The organism is Amycolatopsis sp. NPDC051128, from assembly GCF_040682715.1.
In the GTDB taxonomy this organism is placed as follows: domain Bacteria; phylum Actinomycetota; class Actinomycetes; order Mycobacteriales; family Pseudonocardiaceae; genus Amycolatopsis.
In genome coordinates this window covers 106,134-125,379 of sequence record NZ_JBFBBN010000014.1, presented here as the reverse complement: position 1 = coordinate 125,379, position 19,246 = coordinate 106,134, and the positions used below count along the sequence as shown (strand labels likewise).

Genomic DNA, 19,246 nt, shown 5'->3' with positions numbered 1-19,246 from the left:
GGCGGAAGTGGGTCTGCGCGTCCCGCATCTGCCGGCTGCTCTCGTGCCCGACCTCGACGCGGGTGCGCTGCATCGGTGCGTCCAACGCACCGAACGCCACATTGGGGCGCTTGAAAACCGGCGGTCAGGGGCGGCGCCGGGCCGGGACCGCCGTCAGCAGCGTGAACAGCACCGCCGCCAGCTGGGCCAGCAGCAGCAGGTTCCGTTCCGTGCCCGGGTACTCGACCGTGACCTCCGACGACGTCGGCGGCACCGAGACCGCCACCTGGTGGCCCCACGCCGGCACGATCGGGACCGCCTTGCCGCCCACCGAAGCCTTCCAGCCCGCCTCCTGCTCCGCCGCCAGCACCAGGAGCCGTCCGGTGGGGCCGTCCGACACCCGCACCCGCACGTCCGGCAGTCCCGCCTCCACCGGCACGACGCCCGGCGCGTTGCCGGGTGCGCCGCCGCCGGTGACCGCCGCCTTCGCCTGTTCCGGCGAGATCAAGATCACCTGGCCCGCCGGCGGGAGCAGCCTCAGCACGCCACGGCCGTCGGACGTCGGGGCGGCCGGCGAAACCAGGTCCTTGGCCGGCGGCAGGTACGCCTGCGGGTCGACGCCCGGCGGGAGCACCACGAACTGGACACCGGCGGCGGCCGCCGCCGCGAAAGCGCGCTGGACCGCCGCGGCGTCGCCCTGGCCGAGGTCGCGGCGCCAGGCCGCGAGCCGGGCCGGGGTACCGGGTGTCGGGGCCAGTTCGTCGTCGCCGTAGCGGGGCAGGCGGCCGCCGATCTGGCGGGTCCCGTCGGACGCCAGGTCCAGCACCGACCGGCCGGACGTGCTCAGCTCCGCCGCGACTTCCGGCGCCAGGACGGGACGCTCGCCGGCGCGAAGCGGACCCTGGCCGCCGACCAGCACCGCGCCGGCCGCCAGCGCGAGGACCACGGCGACCAAGGCGGTCGCGAACGCCTTCGGCAGCCACGTCGCCGGAACCCCGGCCGAGCCACCGCGCTGCCACGAACCCAGCACGACCCACAGCAGCCCGGCTCCGGCGATCAGCAGCGGCACGCCCGCGTAGCCGTGCGCCGCGGCACCGCCCTGCATCGGCGTCGCGGTGACCAGCCGCACCACGACCAGGCCGCCCGCTCCCAGCGCGGCCAGCGCGAGGCCGCCCGCGGCGAGCTTTGTCGGCCGCACGATCAGCGCCACCAGCGCCGCCGCGATCACCACGACGCCGATCGGCCAGGCACCCGGCCCGCCGGGGTCGAGCCCGGCCAGATCGGTGCCGGACACCGCCGAAGCCGCGCCGCCGAGGCCCTGCACCACCAGTTCCGGGTGGCGCAGCAGCACGGTCGGCCACGGCAGCAGCAGTGCCAGCGGCAGCAGCACGACGATGCCGACCGACGCGATCCGGCGCGCCAGCCCGGTCGGCGCGGGCAGCACGACGAACCCGATCAGCAGCCCCACGAGCGCGAGCCCGTGCGCCAGCGGCGAGAACGCGCCGAGCAGCGCCACCCCGAACGCCGAGAGCGCCGACATGTGCAGCCACCGCGTGTCCGCCCGGATCAGCAGCCCGGCGATGCCCGCGGCGACCGGCGGCAGCACCAGGTGCACCACGACGACGTCGAGCCGGCCCTGTGCCACCCCGGCGGTCGCGGCGGGCAGCAGCGCGTAGGTCGCGGCGACGACGGCGCGGACCCAGCGGCGCACGCGAAGCCGCCGTGTCGCCGCGTACGCGCTCAGCGCGGACAGGGGGATGTCGCCGAGCAGCAGAATGGCGACCAGCGCCGCCGGGCCGCCGATCGGCGCGAACACCGCGCCGAGCGTGCCGAGCACCGGCAGCGTCGCGGACGCGGGGGCGCCGGTGCCGCCCGCGATCGCGTGCCACGGCGTCAGGTACGACGACCAGACCTCGCCCAGCCCGCCGACCGGGAGCAGCTTGCCGCCGAAGACGTCGAGGCCGAGCCGGGCCCGGTTGACGACCAGCCCGAGCGCGGTCATCACGACGAGCAGCACCACCGGCGGCGCGAAGATCGTGGCGCCGAGCACGCGGCGGCGGTTCACCTCGACGAAGACGAGTTCCGGCTCGGCCTCCTCGACGGCTTCCGCCGTGCCGCCGTCCGGTTCGGGCGCCGCGGTTTCCGGGAGCGCGACGGCGACGAGCGTGCCCGGCCGCCGCAGCCCGGACCCGCGGGCGCGGACGCCGCGCAGCGCGCCCGCGGGCAGCGCATCGGGCCCGACGGGCCGGGCTGCTTGGGGGTGCGCCGCGCGGGCGTCGAGCGCCTCCGGGGTCACCCACGCCGACTCGGTCTCGACGGTCTCGGGGATCCGGCCGAGCGCGACGTCGTTCTCGACGCCGCGGCGGACCAGGTCGACGACGCCGGTGTGGACGGCGTTGCGCAACCGCGTCCCGCGTCCGGTGAAGAGCCCGCGAACCGTGCCCGGCCGCGGATTCCGCCGGCGGCGGGCCCGTGCCGCGCGCAATCCGCCGCGTCCACTGAGGAGGTACGCGGCCGCGGCGAACTCGGCCCGTGCTCCCCCGGTGCGGCGCAGCACGACGAAGGCCAGCGCGCGCAGCACCGAAAGCAGCGGGAGCCGGATCATCCCCAGCCAGAAGGAAAAGCGCGAGCAGTTCACCAGGAACACCCGCAGCCCGTGTGCCCGGTTCACGGCGGGCAGGGGTTCCGTGACCGCGCCGGCCGTCCGCCGTCCGGTCGTGACGGCGCGCGCGTGCCGCACGCGGGCGGCCGGCACGGACAGGACGAGGCCGCCGGCGGCGTTCGCGCGCCAGCCGAAGTCGAGATCCTCGCGCAGCAACGGGAAATCCGGGTCGAAGCCGCCGAGTTCGTCCCACGCGTCGCGGCGCACGAGCGAGCCGGCGCTGGGCACGGCGAGCACCTCCGCCGGGTCTTCGCCGGTCGTGGCGACCTGCTGGCAGTGCCCGGACGCGTCGGTGGACAGGCCCGCTTCGACGATCAGCCGCGGATCGGCCCAGTCGAGCCCGAGCGCGCCGAGCACGGTCGCCGACGGCGTCTTCGTGGCGACGTGCAGCAGCTGCTCGAGACAGTCCGGCTCGGGCGCGCAGTCGTCGTGCAGCAGCCACAGCCACGATCCCGGGTCGCCCCAACGCTCTGTGGCGTGCTCGACGGCTTCGGCGACCGCAGCGGCGAAGCCGGTCTCACTCGAAAGCGTGATGACGCCGGAAAGCACGGGGGACGAATCCTGGCCCGGATCCTCGGCCGCTTCGGCGAGCAGCCGCGGGGTCGCGTCGGTGGAACCGGTGTCGACGGCGAGCACGTGCCGGGGCCGGACAGTGCTGCGGCGCAACGAAGAAAGCGCCAGCGGCAACCAGTTTTCGCCGTTGTGACAGACCACAATGGCCAGAACGGGCGCGGTGCGCAGGGCGGGCGGCGCGGCGGTGCGGGGCAACGAACGCTCCAGATCAGGGCGGCGGATCGGTGCGGCCACCCTACGGCCCCGGTCTGTCACCCGCAGGTGAACCCACGCCGGGTTCACCAAGTGGAGTCACCGGTGACGCACGCACGCATCACCGGCGACTCTCGTCAGACGACTCGTTTCTTCAGCTTCCGGCGCTCCCGCTCGGACAGACCGCCCCAGATGCCGAAGCGCTCGTCGTGGGCCAGCGCGTACTCAAGGCACTCGTCCTTGACCTCGCAACCCAGGCAGATCCGCTTGGCTTCGCGGGTGGAACCGCCCTTCTCGGGGAAGAACGCCTCCGGGTCCGTCTGCGCGCACAGAGCGCGTTCCTGCCAATCCTGCTCTTCTTCGGTGACATCGATGAGCTCGGTGAGATCTCCCAGAGCCTGCTCCGGGATCTCGCCCCAACCCATGACGTGCCCCCATTCCTTCCCATCGGCTTCCAACCGCACGTCCGCCTCCTCGCTCCCTAGCACTCCCCAGGCTGGCGGTGGTGAAACGACACCCGCCGTCCCCTCTCGGCGGCGAATGACATCAGTGTGATTACACCCGTGTAGTGCGGTCAGGTCAAGCCGAGTAGCGAGTTCGGGGGACGTTCCGGCCCGATCGCGCAAGGGGACACGCCGGTAGCTTCACACCGGGCATACGGAAGACTGGAACTCGTGCAGAAGTCAGCAGTGCGTCCCAGCCCGGTCTTCCTCGGCATCCTCGCGCTCACCGTCGCGGGTGGTGCCATGGCCGCGTTCGGTGACATCAACACGATTTTCGTCCGCGACCGCGACCCGCTGCTCATCGCGGGCGTGGTGATCTTCGTCGCCGCCGGCTGGGTGGCGTCACTGTCGTTGCACGAGTTCGGCCACGCGATGGTCGCCTACCGCGGCGGCGATCTCAGCGTGGCCCACAAGGGTTATCTGACCTTGGACGTGCGGAAGTACACCGACCCGGTCCTGTCGATCATCCTGCCGCTGATCTTCCTCATCATCGGCGGCATCCCGCTCCCGGGCGGCGCGGTCTGGATCAACCGGGGCGCGCTGCGCTCGCGCGGGACGTCGTCGTGGGTGTCGCTGGCCGGGCCGCTGAGCAACCTCGCGGTCGGTGCGGCGCTGGCGCTGGTGGTCGCGCTGGTGCCGATGGCGGGCGGCCTGGTGATCGCGATGTCCTACCTGGCACTGCTGCAGATCGTGACGTTCATCCTCAACATCCTCCCGATCCCCGGCCTCGACGGCTGGGGCGCGATCGAGCCGTACCTGCCGCCGCAGGCGCGGGAACTCGGGGCCAAGGTGCGCCCGTGGGCGCCGATCATCCTGTTCGCCATCCTGTGGTTCATCAAGCCGGCGAACGCGGCACTGTGGAACGGCTCGTACGCGCTCTTCGGCGCCTTCGGCGGCTACGTGGACGGCGCCCAGGTCGGGTTCAGCGTCTTCCAGTTCTGGAACTGAGGTTTGAACCGGGCGCCGCGCGGGAAGATCACGTGCGGCGCTCGGTCAGCCAGACGTGCGCGCGTTTCCACACGACCCGCAACCCGGACCGCTCGCCCAAGTAGTCCCCCGCCGCGCCGACGACCGGCAGCATGCCCATCGCCCGGTGCAGGATGTTCCCGCGCGGCCGCTTCTCGAGTTCCCCCGTGATGCCGAGGAGTCCCCGGCCGAGGCGCCACAGCGTGCCCGCCGCCGCCTTGACCGTCGCCTTGCCGTGTTTCTTCTCCGACGCAGTCAGTTCTTCGGTGAGCTTCGCCGCTTCGTCCGCCTCGGCGGCATCGTCGTGCTCCGCGTGCTTGCCCGCCGCGAGGTCGGCGTCGATGTCGCGCTCGAAGAGCACCCACGCGATGAGCCGCACCCGCGTGCCGACGTCCGTGACGCCGTACTCGCCCGCGATCGCGCACAGCAGCAGCCCCTGCGACGCCGCACCCAGCGCGTCCTGCACCGGCAGCCGGTCGGCGAGCGCGCCGCCCAGACCCGGGATGGCCGTCAGTAGCGCCGTGAAGCGGCCGACGCGGTTCATCCACCAGCTCGACCGGTCGTAGCCGGTCATCCGCGTCCACGCCGCCGTGCCGGGCACCTTCACCGACGTCAGCCCGTGGATCAGCTTCGCCCTGAGCCCGGATTCGACCTCGGCCAGGTCGTCGTCCTCCGCTCGCTGGGCCCGCGCCTGCAGGCCGAACGGGTCGGACTCGCGCAGCGCGTCGAGCATCGGCCCGCACGCCCGCACGAACGGCCGCAGCACCGCCACGACCTGCCGGTCGGAGATCGCCTCAGCCACGTCCCGGTCTCCTTCCCATCGCACGGCCCAGCCCACCGCCGAGCACCATGGCGCCCGGCAGCGCGCTCGCGCCGAGCAACAGCAGCGCCCGCCAGTCCTGGATCAGCACCAGGTCGCCGCCCGGGCCGAGCAGGCCGACCCCGAACACGACGAGCACCCACGCCGCCAGGGGTACCCACGAAAGCGACGGGCGCACCAGCTTGCCCGTGGTCGACACCAGCCACGGCGTGGTGACGGCGCCGACGAGAACCATCACGGGCAGCGGGACCACCCCGATCCGCAGCGGCAGGAAGAACAGCTCCAGCACCGCGAGCAGCACCGTGTCGACGACGAGCAGCAGCAGGAACAGCACCTGCTCCGCGGTCAGCCGGTCCGGCACGGTCACAGCCCGCCGAACAGGTCGTCCCCGGCGCCGTCGGCCGGGCCGTGGGCGAGCACGAAGTAGTCGTGCCCGAGGATCGGCTGCGCGATCTCGTTCGTCAGGGCGAAGTACGGGACGGTGTCGTCGACCACGGCCAGCTGCGTCGCGTGCGCGCGCAGTGCCGCCACCTTCGCGGGTACATACGCGGCGACGTCGAGCACCGTCGTGATCTCCTCGTCCGGCGTCGTCGGCAGCTCGTCGTCCGCCGGCACGTCGTACACCGGCTCGCCGGCACGCAGCGTGGCCAGCCCGGCGCGCACCGCGTTCCGCGACGCCACCGTGTGGAACACCCGCTCCACCGACCGGGCGCGTGGCGCCGCCGCCATCGTGATCTCGTGGGCGCGGATGTGGTCGGGGTGGCCGTAGCCGCCGAAGGCGTCGTAGGTCACGACGACCTGGGGCTGGAACTCGTCGATGATCTCCGCCAGCTGCGCGGCCTGCTCGTCGGCGCTGCCCCCGGTGAACGCCCGCGGGTGCGACGCCGATGGCGTGCCCGCCATGCCCGAATCGCGCCACCGGCCGAGCCCGCCCAGATAACGATGCCGTGACACCCCCAGCGCGGCGCACGCGGCCGTCAGCTCGCCGACGCGGTAGCCGCCCAGCTGGTCGGCGGCCTGGGCCCGCAGCCCGTTCAGCTCGTGGAGGCCGGGCATGATCTCGCCCTCCTCACCGAGCGTGCAGGTCACCACGGTCACCTCGGCGCCCTCGGCGGCGTATCGTGCGATCGTCGCGCCGGTGGTGATGCTCTCGTCGTCGGGATGGGCGTGGACGAGCAGCAGCCTGCGCGATACCGGGGAGATCACGGGTTGAGCGTAATTCCCGTGCTCCGACCTTCGTCGGGGACACCCTCGGTTATTCTCGCGCGAGTCGCGACCGCCGCGTCGCGATGGTCTGTACCCCCACGAAGGGCATCTTGGTGAGCACTGAAGCAACTTCGGCGGACGTCGCCGGCGTGTCCGGTTCGGTCCTGTCGATCTCCGACCTGAGCGTTTCGTTCCAGACCGAGGACGGCGTCGTGGACGCGGTCAAGGGCATCGGGTTCGACGTGAAGCCCGGCGAGATCGTCGCCGTGGTCGGGGAGTCCGGGTCCGGCAAGTCCGTCACGTCGATGTCGGTGCTGGGCCTGCTGCCCAAGACCAGCCGGATCGCCGGTGAGCTGCGCCTCGGCGAGCGCAACCTGGCGGATCTCAAGGAAAAGGAAATGCAGAAGATCCGCGGCAATCAGGTCGCGATGATCTTCCAGGAGCCGATGACCGCGCTGAACCCGGTCTACACCGTCGGCTGGCAGCTGCGCGAAGCCCTGCGCTCGCACCTCGACATCTCCAAGGAGGCCGCCGACAAGCGTGCCGTCGAGCTGCTCGACATGGTCGGCATCCCGAACCCGGAGCAGCGGTTCAAGCAGTACCCGCACCAGCTGTCCGGTGGTCTGCGCCAGCGCGTCGTCATCGCCATGGCGATCTCGTGCGACCCGAAGGTCATCATCGCCGACGAGCCGACCACCGCGCTCGACGTCACCGTGCAGGCGGAGATCCTCGGCCTGCTGCGCAAGCTGCGGGACACCCTCGAAACCGCGATCGTGCTGATCACCCACGACATGGGCGTCGTCGCCGACATGGCCGACCGCGTCATCGTGATGTACCAGGGCGAGATCGTCGAAGAAGCGCCGGTGCGCGACCTGTTCGCGGCGCCGAAGGAGGACTACACCCGGCGGCTGCTCGCCGCGGTGCCGGTCCTCGGGCAGCGCCCCGAGGGCCGCCGCCTGCTCGACGACGCCGGGATCGACGCGGACAGCACCGAGGCGGCCAGGATCGCCGAGGAGATCCGGCTGGCCGACGCCGAACTGGAAGCGGTGATCGAGGACAGCGCTCCGGCGCTCGAGATCAAGAACCTGGTGCTGGAGTACCCCGGCCGCCGCGGGCAGAGCAAGAACCGCGCGGTGGACGACGTCTCGCTGACCATCGCCAAGGGCGAGATCGTCGGCCTGGTGGGCGAGTCCGGCTCCGGCAAGACGACCGTCGGCCGCTGCGCCGTCGGTCTGCTGCGCGCGACCCAGGGCACGATCGCGATCGCGGGCAAGGACATCACGCAGATGTCGGCGAAGGAGCTTCGCCCGCTTCGCCGGTACTTCTCGATCGTGTTCCAGGATCCGGCGTCCACACTGGACCCGAAGATGACGATCGGCGAGTCGATCGCCGAGCCGATGGTGCTGCACAAGGTGCTGTCCGGCAAGGAGCTGTCGGCCCGCGTGCGCTCGCTGCTCGACAAGGTCGAGCTGGGCGGGCAGTACATGAATCGCTACCCGCACGAACTGTCCGGCGGCCAGCGCCAGCGTGTGGCGATCGCCCGTGCGCTGTCGCTCGACCCGGCGCTGCTGATCGCGGACGAGCCGACGTCGGCGCTGGACGTGTCGGTGCAGGCCCGCGTGCTGGACCTGTTCCTCGACCTGCAGCAGTCGCTGCAGTTCGCGTGCCTGTTCATCAGCCACGACCTGGCGGTGGTCGACCTGCTCGCCGACCGCGTCGCGGTCATGCAGTACGGCAAGCTCGTCGAGATCGGCACCCGTGACCAGGTGCTGCACTCGCCGCAGCAGGACTACACGCGACGGCTGCTGTCGGCGGCCCCGGTCGCGGACCCGATCCTGCAGGCCGAGCGCCGCGCCGCCTGGGAGGCCGGCAAGCTGGCCCCCGTCGCCGACTGAGGTCCCATGCGCCCCAATGTGGCGTTCGGTGCGTCTGACGCACCGGACGCCACATTGGGTGCGCTGGATGTTCGCGACGATGACGCTCGTCGCGATGACCACCAGCCAGCCCATCAGCACCTGCGGGTCGCCCGTGTTGGCCACCATGACGAAGCAGAGGAACGTGCCGACCAGCAGGACCGGGACCGAGACGGCCAACCGCCGGAGCACGTAGAGCACGAGATTCGTCCGAACCCCCAGGTCCGGCGATCTTCGCGCGAAAACGGACGCGGGGGCGACCGGAACCGGTCACCCCCGCGTCGTGCGTTCAGGCCTTCATTCTCCGCTGACGCGGGTCGAAGGCGTCGCGAAGACCGTCACCGATGAAGTTGATCGTCAGTGAAATCAGCACGAGCACGATGAACGGCCCGAAGAACAGCGCCGGCCGCCCCTGCAGCTGGGCGTAGTTCTCCAGGATGACGCGGCCGAGCGAGGTGTCCGGCAGCTGGACACCGAGGCCGATGAACGACAGCGCGGCTTCCGCCAGCACGGCCTGCGCGACCGCGAGGGTCGCGTTGACCGTGATGCTGCCGACCATGTTCGGCACCAGGTGCTTGAAGATGATCCGGAACGTGCCGGCACCCGAAGCGCGAGCCGCGTCGACGAACTCGCGCTGGGACAGCGACATCGCTTCGGCGCGGGTGATCCGGGCGATCTGCATCCAGCCGAACGCCGCCAGCACCAGCGCGACGATGTACCAGGAGCCGCTCCCGAACACCTTCGCCAGGATGGCCGCCGCGGCGATCTGCGGGATGATCAGGAACAGGTCCGTCACCCGCGAAATCGCCGAGTCGGTGAACCGGCGCAGGTAGCCGGCCAGCGCGCCGAAGACGACGCCGACCAGCGTGGAGAGGATCGACACCGTCAGGGCGATCAGCAGCGAGAACTGGGTGCCGCGCAGGATCTGCGACACCATGTCCTTGCCGACCTGCGTCGTGCCCAGCGGGAACTCGCCGCTCGGCTTGGCGAACGACGGGAACGAGCTGTCCTCGTAGTTGTGCGCCCAGAAGAGCGGCAGGATGATGCTGAGCAGGATGATCAGCACCAGCACCGCGGTCGAGACCATGGCCAGCTTGTGGTGCAGGAACTTCCGGAGCACCAGTTTGCCCTGGCTCTGCGGTTCGGGCAGAGCGTTCGCGGGGAGCGTGCCGTCGGCGGCCGCGGTTTCGGTCGCGAGGAGGGAGTTCAAGTCAGCCAACGCGAATCCTCGGGTCCAGGATGCCGTACACCAGGTCGGCGATCAGGTTGGCGACGATCACGCTGGTGGCGATGACCACGAGCCAGCCCATCATCACCTGAGTGTCGTTCTTGTTGACGGCTTCCACCAGCAATGTTCCCATACCGTGCCAGTTGAACACCGTCTCGGTGATGATCGCGCCGGCGAGCACCGAGCCGAAGTTCACCGAGAACAGCGTGGTCACGGGGATCAGGGCGTTGCGGAACGCGTGCCGGAAGATGACCCGCCCGTTCGCAAGGCCCTTGGCTCGCGCGGTGCGCACGTAGTCGGAGTTCATCACCTCGAGCATCGAGGCCCGCTGGAACCGGCTGTACGCCGCGAAGCTGATGGCCATGATCGACAGCGTCGGCAGCAGGTAGGCGCCGATGGTGCTGGCGATGAAGTCGCCGACGCCGTCGGTTTTCAGCTGCTCCGGGCTGGTCGTGCGTAGCCATGGATTGCCGAGAACGTCTTGGAGGCCGAGGTCGCGCACCCAGCCGTTGATCTCGATCGCGTAGTTCTTCAGCACGATCGCCACGCAGAAGATCGGCATGGAGAACAGCAGGAAGGCCAGCGTCGTGGCGAGGTAGTCGATGATCGAGTACTGCTTCACGGCCGCGAGCACGCCGACGATGATCCCGATGATCAGCGCGAGGATCTCGGCTCCGACGACCAGCTTGAAGGTGACGCCGAACGCGGCCATCACCTTCGGCGCGACCGGCTGGAGCGCGTTGCCCTGCGCGATGGACGTGCCCCAGTCACCCGACAGGAAGTCTCCGAGCCACGTGAAGTAGCGCGGGAAGATGCCCTGGTCCAGCCCCAGCTTGTGGGAGAGCGAGTCCAGCGCTTCCTTGCTGATGTTCGGGTTGTGCCGGAGCTCGCCGAGCGGGTCACCGGTGGCGGCGACCATCGCGAACGACAGAAAGGTCCCGACCACCAGGACGGGAATCGATATCGCCAGTCGGCGAAGGATGTAGATCACCAGGTTCAACGAACTGCTCCTCATCCGGGCCTGGTCGTCAGAAGTGCGCTGGACCGCTACCCGGTTGCCTACCGTAGTGGGGGTAACCCTACGGTCAACAGCTACTTCCGGTGGATACCGGGGCCCGGCTCGTGGCCGGACCCCGGTACCTCCCAGGTCATCTGGAGCGAGGGGAAAGAAGCGTCAGGGCGAAGCCCGCTACTTCTTCTCCCACTCGCCGGCGTTCCACAGGACACCGTTGTAGGACTGCATGTACACGCGGTCGATGCCCTTGAACGCCCACATGCTCGGCGTCTGGAACAGCGGCACGGTCGCGTACTTGTCCGCGATGGCCTTGTCGGCAGCCTGGTAGGCCTGCAGCTTGACCTGCTCGTCGGTCGCGCCTACCGCGGTCTTGAACGCCTCGTCGATCTTCGAGTCGCAGAGGTTCTGGTAGTTCTGGTCACCACCAGCGTTCGGGCAGACGTAGATCGAGCGCGACTGCGACTTGAACGGCGGGGAGGACCAGCCGAACAGGGCGATGTCGTAGTCACCGGTCGAGACGCGGCCACCCTTGAGGAAGTTGGCGTCGGTCTCGTCCTTGACCTCGATGCCGGCCGCCTTGGCCTGCGAGATGATGATCTCGACGGTCTGGCTGCGGCGGGCGTTCGAGTTGTGCGTGATCTTGAACGAGGCACGCTGGCCGCCCTTGGCGAAGATGCCGTCGGCACCCTTGGCCCAGCCCGCGTCGGTCAGGGTCTTGGCTGCCGCCTCGGCACCCAGCCCGGCCTTGCTGCCGTACAGGTCGGTGTAGCCCTCTTCACCCTGGAAGAACACGATCGAGTTCAGCGGGGCCGCGTCGGCCTGGACTTCCTTGAGCAGCTTGTCGGTGATCGCCTTGCGGTCGACCACCTCGAAGAACGCCTTGCGCAGCGCGTCGTCCTTGAACATGCGGTTGAACTGCAGGTCAAGGTGCTCGTAGGTCAGCTGCGAAGCCGAACCGTAGGTGACGCCCTGAGCCGCGAGGCCCTTCATCGTGTTGGCCGCGGTGGCGTCCGGCTGGGTCGACGCCGCGACGTCGATCTCGCCGTTCTGCAGCGCGGTCGCCATGGCCTTGGTGTCTTCCATGGCCTTCACGACGATCTTGGCCGGACCGCCCTTGCCGCCGCCCCACGCCGGGTTCTTCTCGAGCGTGACGGCCTTCTGGTTGGCGTCGAACGCAGTGATCATGTACGGGCCCGACGCGGGCATGATCGACTTGTCGAAGCCCTTCCACTTGTTCGTCCAGAAGTCACCGGCCTTGGCGAGCTGGGCCGGGTCACCGGTCGGCGCGAGCTTGGTGATGTCCGCGATGCCGGTCTTCTGCTCGAGGATGTGCGCAGGCAGGATCTGGACGCCGGAGAACAGGCCCTTGTAGTCGAGGTACGGCTCGCTGTAGGACGTCTCGAGGGTGAGGTTGTCCTTGCAGGTCGCGGTCTTGATCTTGTCGTAACCGGTGGTCGACGCCGCGTCGAACGGGTTCTTGCCGTCCGGGCCCTTGGCCAGCCCACTCTGCGACAGCCAGGACAGGTAGAAGTCCTTGCAGTCGAAGGGCGCGTTGTCCGACCACTTGACGCCCGGCTTGATCTTGTACGTGACGACCTGGGGGTCCTTGGAGGTCACGTCGACCGAGTCGAGGATGTCCTTGTTGAGCAGGATCTTGTTGTTGCCGTCGAGGACGAACGCGTCTTCGAGGACGGCGGTCAAGATGTACGTGTTGTACGAGCTGTTGGTGTCCGGGGTCGTGTTGTTGTACCCGGAGTAGCCGTCGTCGATCCCGACCGTGACCGTGCCGTCCCAGCCCTTGACGTCCGCAAGCTTGAACGTGTCACCTTGCTCGGCCTTGCCCACCGCCATCGCCTTGACGTCGGTGGACGACCCGTTCTGGTCGGTGCTCCCCGAGCCCGAGTCGCCCCCGCTGCAGGCGCTCAGCAGCAGCGAAGCGCCTGCGACGAGCGACAAGGCGGAGACTGCTTTGGTTCTCCTCATGAAGTGTGCCCTCCTAGCACTGAGTCCTTGAATTGTGACAAGGACCCACACCGCTCCGGTTTGATGCCGGAGCCTACGACACGCCAAGCGACACTCAACTGGCGCACTGCGGGTGCACGCTAGAAAGGAAAAGTACCGACAGTCACCAGTTCAGGGTCGATCGTGACCAAAGGGTGACTTCCAGTCGACATCCAGAAATACGACGGTTACCTCACGGATTCACGGACTCCTACTCGAAGGCGTTGGTGAAGATCACCCAGTAGTACTGAATGCGTAGTCGAGCGATTACTTCGGGCCGCGAGTCCAGTTCACCGCCGACCCGAACGGACCCACCATGGGAGGACCCGGCGTAACGCCCGAGATGCCGGATCCGATCGCCAGGGTGTCAGCCAATTGGAACAAGGGGATTACCACGTTCTGACGCCAAAGTTCAGGCTCAAGGGTGGTCAGCGCTTCGGCGATCGGCGTGGATCCGGACAGCGCGGCGTCGATCGACGCCTGCAGCGAGGGATCGCAGAAGCCGGCCGAGTTGCCCGGAACGATGGGTTTGGTCTTGTCCGCCCCCGCGGCCGTCTGCTCCGGACGGCAGCCGAAGGTCGACGCCAGCACCGACGCCGTGTCGCCGCCGACCGCCTGCGGCACGACCGCGATGTCGATCCCGACGTTGCCCGCCGAGTCGCCGGTCGGCTGCTGGACCCCGCTGACGACCGGCATCGCGAGCAGGCCGCTGAACAGGTCGCGCGGCTGCGGCGTGATCGCGTTGACCTCGATGCCCTGCGCGACCAGCTCGCCGGTGAGCTCCTTGGCGATCGCCGCGTACGGCTCCTGGGTGCCCGGCGAGGCGATCACCAGCGAGAGCGCCTTGCCGTTCTTGCGCCAGGTGCCCGCGGTCTTGGTGTAGCCGGCCGCCTTCAGCGACTGCTCGCCCTTGGCGACGTCGGGCGCGGTGGGCGGGCCGGACGGGATGGTCGCCGCGTACCCGGCCACCGACGGCGCTTTGACCTGCGCGTCGGCGTGGAGCGTCGACGACGGGCCGCCGTTGACGCCTTCGGTGATCAGCTTGGCGCGGTCGATCAGCGCGGCGACACCGGCCCGGACCTGGGCGTCCTGCAGCGTCGCGCTGACCGGGCGCAGCAGCACGTCGGCCACCAGCGGCCGGGCGACGGTGTGCAGCCGCACGGCCGGGCCGAGCTCGCCGAGCCGCTTGAGCTCGTCGCCGGTGGTGCTGGCCAGCGCGAACTGGTTGTTGCCGCTCTGCAGCGCGGGGAGCAGGGTGTTCTGGTCCGACCGGCGGAGCACGATCCGGTCGATCGCCGCGGGCTTCTCCCAGTAGCGCTCGTTGCGCTCGAGGATGACCTCGCCGCGGGCGATGTCGAGGCTCTTGATCGAAAACGCGCCGGCGACGGCCGGGAAGTTCGACGCCAGCGCGCCGCGCCAGCCGTCGGGCGCGTCCTTGAGCAGGTGGGCGGGCAGCAGGTCCGAGAACAGGGTCTGCCAGCCGGGGTACGGCTTGGCGAAGGTGACCTCGACCCGCTTGCCGCCTTCGCGCGACTGCAGGTCCGTGATCTGCCGGTAGCCGGCGGGCCCGATCACGCCGGGCTGGTCGCGCAGCTGGGTGCGCAGGTAGTCGAAGTCCTCGGCGGCGATGGGTGCGCCGTCGGACCAGGACGCGTCCGGCCGGATCTCGTAGGCGACGACGTACGGCTGCTGCGAGATGACCTGCGCGGACTTCATCAGGTTCTTGTCGAGCTGGGTGCTGCCGTCGTCCTTCTGGCGGAACACCGAGGGCAGCAGCAGCTGCGACAGCGCGGAGGTCACCTGGGAGGAGTCCGCGAGGTTGTGCGGGTTGTAGCCGCCGAGGACGTCGTCGACACCGACGACGATCTGCGACGGCGTCTTGCCGGTGGTGGGCGCGGGCGCGGCCGACGACGAGACGACCGGTGGCGGCGGGGTGTTGGAGCAGGCGGTGAGCAGCACGGCCGCGAGTGCCAGTACCGGCACCGCCTTGCGATTCACCCGCACGCCCGTTCCTCCCCAGTTCCGCCGATCGGGTCAGCCATGCTCCCACGACCGCCCGCGTCGCCGGAACCGGGATTCCCATACCCGGATCATCCGGACCCGGCGCCCCGTGGTGCCGCTATGGGGAAGGACGCGCGAAGAGCCGTCCGGGTTCCCGGACTGTTCCGGAACGGCGGAACGAACACGGCCCGGACACGAGACGGGTTCACCGCGGAGGTGCGCGCCAGGTACCGATGCCGCCGGAGCCCCTATAAAGATATAAGGAGAAGAACGGCGAAATTCGTGACTTCGCGTCGCTCGACCTTCGACCCAGCGTAAGGGAAGCGTGACGAAAAAACCTCCCGGCGATGGTCGCCGGGAGGTTTTCGCGAGCTGCGGGATCAGCCGTTGTCGCGGCTCTTCGCGCGCGAACGCTCCTTCGCGCGGGTGTTGACGTCCAGGGTGACCTTGCGGACCCGGACGACCTCGGGCGCGACCTCGACGCACTCGTCGACCGAGCAGAACTCCAGGGCCTCTTCCAGGCCCATCTTGCGCGGACGGGCCAGCGTCTCCATCACGTCGGCGGAGGACTGACGCATGTTGGTCAGCTTCTTCTCCTTGGTGATGTTGATGTCGAGGTCCTCGAAGCGCGGGTTCTCGCCGACGACCATGCCCTCGTACACCTCGGCGCCCGGCTCGACGAAGAACGTGCCGCGGTCGGCCAGCTGGATCATCGCGTACGCGGTGACCGGGCCGGTGCGGTCGGCGACCAAGGAGCCGCTGTGCCGGGTGCGGATCTCGCCCGCCCACGGGAAGTAACCCTCGAACACGTGGTTCGCGATGCCGGTGCCGCGGGTCTCGGTGAGGAAGTCGGTGCGGAAGCCGATCAGCCCGCGCGCCGGGAGGACGTAGTCGAGCTTGAGCCGGCCGGAGCCGTGCCCGCCCATGTGCTCCATCCGGCCCTTGCGCGAGGCCAGCAGCTGGGTGATCGCGCCGAGGTGCTCCTCCGGCGAGTCGATCGACAGACGCTCGAACGGCTCGTGCACCTTGCCGTCGATGACGCGCGTGACCACCTGCGGCTTGCCGACGGTCAGCTCGAAGCCCTCGCGCCGCATCTGCTCGACGAGGATCGCCAGCGCCAGCTCGCCACGGCCCTGGACCTCCCAGGTGTCGGGGCGCTCGGTCGGCAGCACGCGGATCGAGACGTTGCCGATCAGCTCCTGGTCGAGGCGGGCCTTGACCAGCCGCGCGGTGACCTTGTCGCCGCCGTTGCGCCCCGCCAGCGGCGAGGTGTTGACGCCGATGGTCATCGAGATCGCGGGCTCGTCGACGGTGATCCGGGGCAGCGCCACCGGGTTGTCCGAGTCGGCGAGGGTGTCGCCGATCGTGATGTCCGGGATACCGGCGATGGCGACGAGCTCGCCCGCGCTGGCCTCGGTCGCCGGGACGCGGGTGAGCGCCTCGGTGACCAGCAGCTCGGAGATGCGGACGTTCTGCACCGTGCCGTCTTCGCGCATCCAGGCCACGGTCTGGCCCTTGCGCAGCTTGCCGGCGTGGATGCGGATCAGCGCGATGCGGCCGAGGAAGTTCGACGCGTCGAGGTTGGTGACCAGCGCCTGCAGCGGCGCGTCGAGGTCGGCGGCGGGCGGCGGCACGTGCCGGAGCAGGGTGTCGAACAGCGGGTCGAGGTTCTCGCTCTCGGGGATTTCACCGTCGGCGGGCTGCTCCAGGCTCGCCTTGCCGGCGCGCGCGGAGGCGTAGACGACCGGGAGGTCGAGGATCGCGTCGTGGTCGGCGTCCTCGATGTCGCTGGCCAGCTCGAGCAGCAGGTCGTGGGTTTCCTCGACGACCTCGGCGATCCGGGCGTCGGGGCGGTCGGTCTTGTTGACCAGCAGGATCACCGGCAGGCCGGCCTCGAGGGTCTTGCGCAGCACGAACCGGGTCTGCGGGAGCGGGCCCTCGCTGGCGTCGACCAGCAGGACGACGCCGTCGACCATGGCCAGGCCGCGCTCGACCTCGCCGCCGAAGTCGGCGTGGCCGGGGGTGTCGATGACGTTGATCGTCACGGAACCCTCGGGCGTCTGGCGGTGGATCGAGGTGTTCTTCGCCAGGATGGTGATGCCCTTTTCGCGCTCCAGCTCCCCCGAGTCCATCACGCGGTCGACGAGCTCGGCACGCTCGGCGAAGGCGCCGGACTGGCGCAGCATCGCGTCCACGAGCGTGGTCTTGCCGTGGTCGACGTGGGCTACGATCGCGACATTGCGCAGGTCGGGCCGGGTCTTACCGGTCGGCCGGCCGGTTTCGACGGTAGCGCTGGCTGCGGGCACGCGAGAACTCCTGAACTTCAAGGGTTGGATGGCCGCGCAAGCCGTTCAGGCATCCGTGACCGGCTCTGGTCACACGCGGACCTCACCCAGGATACCTGCCACCCCATTGTGAGCGGCCCCACGCCCCCACGTCGGTTAGGCTGGCCTAACGTGGAAACCCGGTGAAGGTCGCCGATCCGGAAGGTGCGTGCGCGTGGGCAAGAAGCCGAAAGACCCGCGGAAGGTCGTGCGCAAGCTGATGAAGGCCGGCAAGGTCAAGAAGAAGTGCTGCCGGTCGCAGCCGCGCTGCAAGAAGTGCCCGGTATTGGCTCTGAAGAAGGCGAAGCTGGAGCTGGCCGCTTAGTGGGTCACGGCCTCGTTGACCAGCCGCAGCTCGGGTGCGGTCTTGGTCGGCGAGAACTCGATCACCTCGTACTGGGCGAGGTGTTTCACGCAGAACGGGTCGGACGCCAGGATGGCGTCGAGCTTCCCCCGGGCCATCGGCCGCGTGATGATCACGCCGCCGGTGCGCGGGTTCCGCCGCCCGGAAGCCAGGAAGTGGCCGTGTTCGTACTGCTTGTTCAGCCATTCGACGTGGTCCGGGAGCGCGTAGTCGATTTCCTCGATGGGGGCCGTGTAGTTCAGCAGGACGACATACATGGTTAAGACCGTAACTCCGCTCAGCGGCTTCCGCGTCCGGACGATGCGAAGTGGTGACGGAGCGGGCTATAGTCGGCCCCATGCACGCGCAGACCACCAGCTGGTGGCCGCCCTCGGCGGCCCGCTGACCTCGCGCTGAATCCTCTGCGCCGAATCACCAGTGGCCGCCCCGGACGGGCGGCCTTTTTCGTGCCTTCTCCGGGGTGGCCTCCCGCGAAAGGAAGGCACCATGAGCAAGCTGTCCGGCATCACCCCGTCCGGTCACGTCCACCTCGGCAACCACCTCGGTGCCGTGCGCCGCTGGGCGCGCGAGGGCGGCCCGGACGACCTGTACTTCGTCGCCGACCTGCACGGCATGACGACCCCGCACAACCCGGTGAAACTCCGATCGCTGGCGAGAGAGCAGCTCGCCGTGCTGATCGCCGCCGGGATCGACCCCGAGCGGGTGTTCGTCCAGTCCGACCTCGCCCGCGAGCTGGGCGCGCTGACGTGGGTCCTGGAGTGCACCTGCAACTACGGCGAAGCCGCGCGGATGATCCAGTTCAAGGAGAAGTCCAAGGGCCAGGCCGGGGTGCGGCTGTCGCTGCTGACCTACCCGGCGCTGATGGCCGCGGACATCCTCCTGCAGGGCGCGGACGAGGTCCCCGTCGGCGAAGACCAGCGGCAGCACGTCGAGCTGACGAGGACGCTGGCGAAGCGGTTCAACAGCACGTACGGCGAGGTGTTCACCATCCCGGAGGCGGTGCTCCCGCCCGCGGGCGCACGCGTCAAGGACCTCGCCGACCCGACGCGCAAGATGTCGAAGTCGACGCGGGACGCGGTGGGCGTGCTCTTCGTGCTGGACGAGCCCGACCAGGTCCGCCGCAAGATCCGCCGCGCGGTGACCGACGGCGGTTCGGTACCGGTGCACGCTCCGGACACCCGGCCGGGGATGGCCAACCTGCTGGAGATCCTCGCGGCGTGCCGGGGCGGGTCGCCGGCGGACCTGGCCGAGGAGTTCTCGTCGTACGGAGCGGTGAAGGACGCCGTCGCCGACGCCGTGATCGAGGAGCTGCGGCCCCTGCGGGAACGCGCGTTGACGCTGCTCGACGACGTCTCGGAGCTCGACCGGGTGCGCAAGGACGGCGCGGAGCGGGCCCGGGAACGCGGCGCGCACCGGCTCGACGCGGCGCTGCGGATGATCGGCGCCAACTGAACGGCCGTGAATGTCGCATTGAGGGACTTCAAGTCCCTCAATGCGAC

15 protein-coding genes are annotated in these 19,246 nt (G+C 69.7%); 4 read left to right on the top strand and 11 right to left on the bottom strand.

What is annotated here, in order from left to right:
• Nucleotides 1-124: 124 nt before the first annotated feature.
• Nucleotides 125-3,409, bottom strand: coding sequence for a glycosyltransferase family 2 protein (locus AB0M82_RS17410; protein ID WP_364722573.1), 3,285 nt, complete (start codon nt 3,407-3,409; stop codon nt 125-127).
• 134 nt (nt 3,410-3,543) lie between these two features.
• Nucleotides 3,544-3,831 (bottom strand): WhiB family transcriptional regulator, encoded by a 288-nt coding sequence (locus tag AB0M82_RS17405; protein ID WP_364722676.1) that lies wholly within the window; start codon nt 3,829-3,831, stop codon nt 3,544-3,546.
• Between the two features lie 264 nt (nt 3,832-4,095).
• Here AB0M82_RS17405 and AB0M82_RS17400 point away from each other — a divergent pair, with 264 nt between their 5' ends.
• Nucleotides 4,096-4,857 (top strand): site-2 protease family protein, encoded by a 762-nt coding sequence (locus tag AB0M82_RS17400; RefSeq protein WP_364722674.1) that lies wholly within the window; start codon nt 4,096-4,098, stop codon nt 4,855-4,857.
• A gap of 28 nt (nt 4,858-4,885) precedes the next feature.
• Here the strand turns inward: AB0M82_RS17400 and AB0M82_RS17395 are convergent, their stop codons facing one another.
• From AB0M82_RS17395 to mshB, 3 genes are read right to left on the bottom strand one after another with little or no spacing between them, the layout of a single operon-like run.
• Nucleotides 4,886-5,677 (bottom strand): hypothetical protein, encoded by a 792-nt coding sequence (locus AB0M82_RS17395; protein WP_364722571.1) that lies wholly within the window; start codon nt 5,675-5,677, stop codon nt 4,886-4,888.
• Nucleotides 5,670-6,062, bottom strand: coding sequence for a hypothetical protein (locus AB0M82_RS17390; RefSeq protein ID WP_364722569.1), 393 nt, complete (start codon nt 6,060-6,062; stop codon nt 5,670-5,672). The genes AB0M82_RS17395 and AB0M82_RS17390 overlap by 8 nt, the downstream gene beginning before the upstream one ends.
• A complete protein-coding gene (gene mshB / locus AB0M82_RS17385; RefSeq protein WP_364722567.1) occupies nt 6,059-6,901 on the bottom strand; it encodes an N-acetyl-1-D-myo-inositol-2-amino-2-deoxy-alpha-D-glucopyranoside deacetylase in 843 nt (280 codons plus the stop codon). The genes AB0M82_RS17390 and mshB overlap by 4 nt, the downstream gene beginning before the upstream one ends.
• Nucleotides 6,902-7,014: 113 nt before the next feature.
• On the opposite strand from mshB, the gene AB0M82_RS17380 reads away from it, so the two are divergent.
• Nucleotides 7,015-8,796 (top strand): ABC transporter ATP-binding protein, encoded by a 1,782-nt coding sequence (locus AB0M82_RS17380; protein ID WP_364722565.1) that lies wholly within the window; start codon nt 7,015-7,017, stop codon nt 8,794-8,796.
• A gap of 307 nt (nt 8,797-9,103) precedes the next feature.
• On the opposite strand, the gene AB0M82_RS17375 is transcribed toward AB0M82_RS17380, so the two are convergent.
• The 5 genes from AB0M82_RS17375 to typA all read right to left on the bottom strand — a co-directional run bounded on the left by AB0M82_RS17375 (nt 9,104) and on the right by typA (nt 17,365).
• Entirely contained in the window at nt 9,104-10,033 is a 930-nt protein-coding gene (locus AB0M82_RS17375) for an ABC transporter permease (RefSeq protein WP_364722563.1), read from the bottom strand.
• The gene (locus AB0M82_RS17370; RefSeq protein ID WP_364722561.1) at nt 10,026-11,042 is read right to left on the bottom strand and encodes an ABC transporter permease; all 1,017 of its coding nucleotides are present in this window, start codon (nt 11,040-11,042) and stop codon (nt 10,026-10,028) included. Before AB0M82_RS17370 ends, AB0M82_RS17375 begins: the two co-directional genes overlap by 8 nt.
• 189 nt (nt 11,043-11,231) lie before the next feature.
• Nucleotides 11,232-13,040: an ABC transporter family substrate-binding protein gene (locus AB0M82_RS17365; RefSeq protein WP_364722559.1), complete on the bottom strand. Its 1,809-nt coding sequence runs from the start codon at nt 13,038-13,040 to the stop codon at nt 11,232-11,234.
• A 285-nt stretch (nt 13,041-13,325) separates the two neighbouring features.
• The gene (locus AB0M82_RS17360) at nt 13,326-15,062 is read right to left on the bottom strand and encodes an ABC transporter family substrate-binding protein (RefSeq protein WP_364722557.1); all 1,737 of its coding nucleotides are present in this window, start codon (nt 15,060-15,062) and stop codon (nt 13,326-13,328) included.
• A gap of 377 nt (nt 15,063-15,439) precedes the next feature.
• Nucleotides 15,440-17,365 carry a translational GTPase TypA gene (gene typA / locus AB0M82_RS17355; protein WP_364722555.1) on the bottom strand — a complete coding sequence of 642 codons (1,926 nt, stop codon included), beginning with the start codon at nt 17,363-17,365 and terminating at the stop codon, nt 15,440-15,442.
• 193 nt (nt 17,366-17,558) lie between these two features.
• On the opposite strand from typA, the gene AB0M82_RS17350 reads away from it, so the two are divergent.
• A complete protein-coding gene (locus AB0M82_RS17350) occupies nt 17,559-17,708 on the top strand; it encodes a hypothetical protein (RefSeq protein WP_364722553.1) in 150 nt (49 codons plus the stop codon).
• Here AB0M82_RS17350 and AB0M82_RS17345 read toward each other — a convergent pair.
• Nucleotides 17,705-18,004, bottom strand: a complete 300-nt coding sequence (locus AB0M82_RS17345) for a YciI family protein (RefSeq protein ID WP_364722551.1) — start codon at nt 18,002-18,004, stop codon at nt 17,705-17,707. The genes AB0M82_RS17350 and AB0M82_RS17345 overlap by 4 nt on opposite strands.
• 229 nt (nt 18,005-18,233) lie before the next feature.
• Between AB0M82_RS17345 and trpS the strand changes: the two genes are divergently transcribed.
• Complete coding sequence (gene trpS / locus AB0M82_RS17340; protein ID WP_364722549.1) at nt 18,234-19,199, top strand: tryptophan--tRNA ligase; 966 nt, start codon at nt 18,234-18,236, stop codon at nt 19,197-19,199.
• The last annotated feature ends 47 nt before the right edge of the window (nt 19,200-19,246 follow it).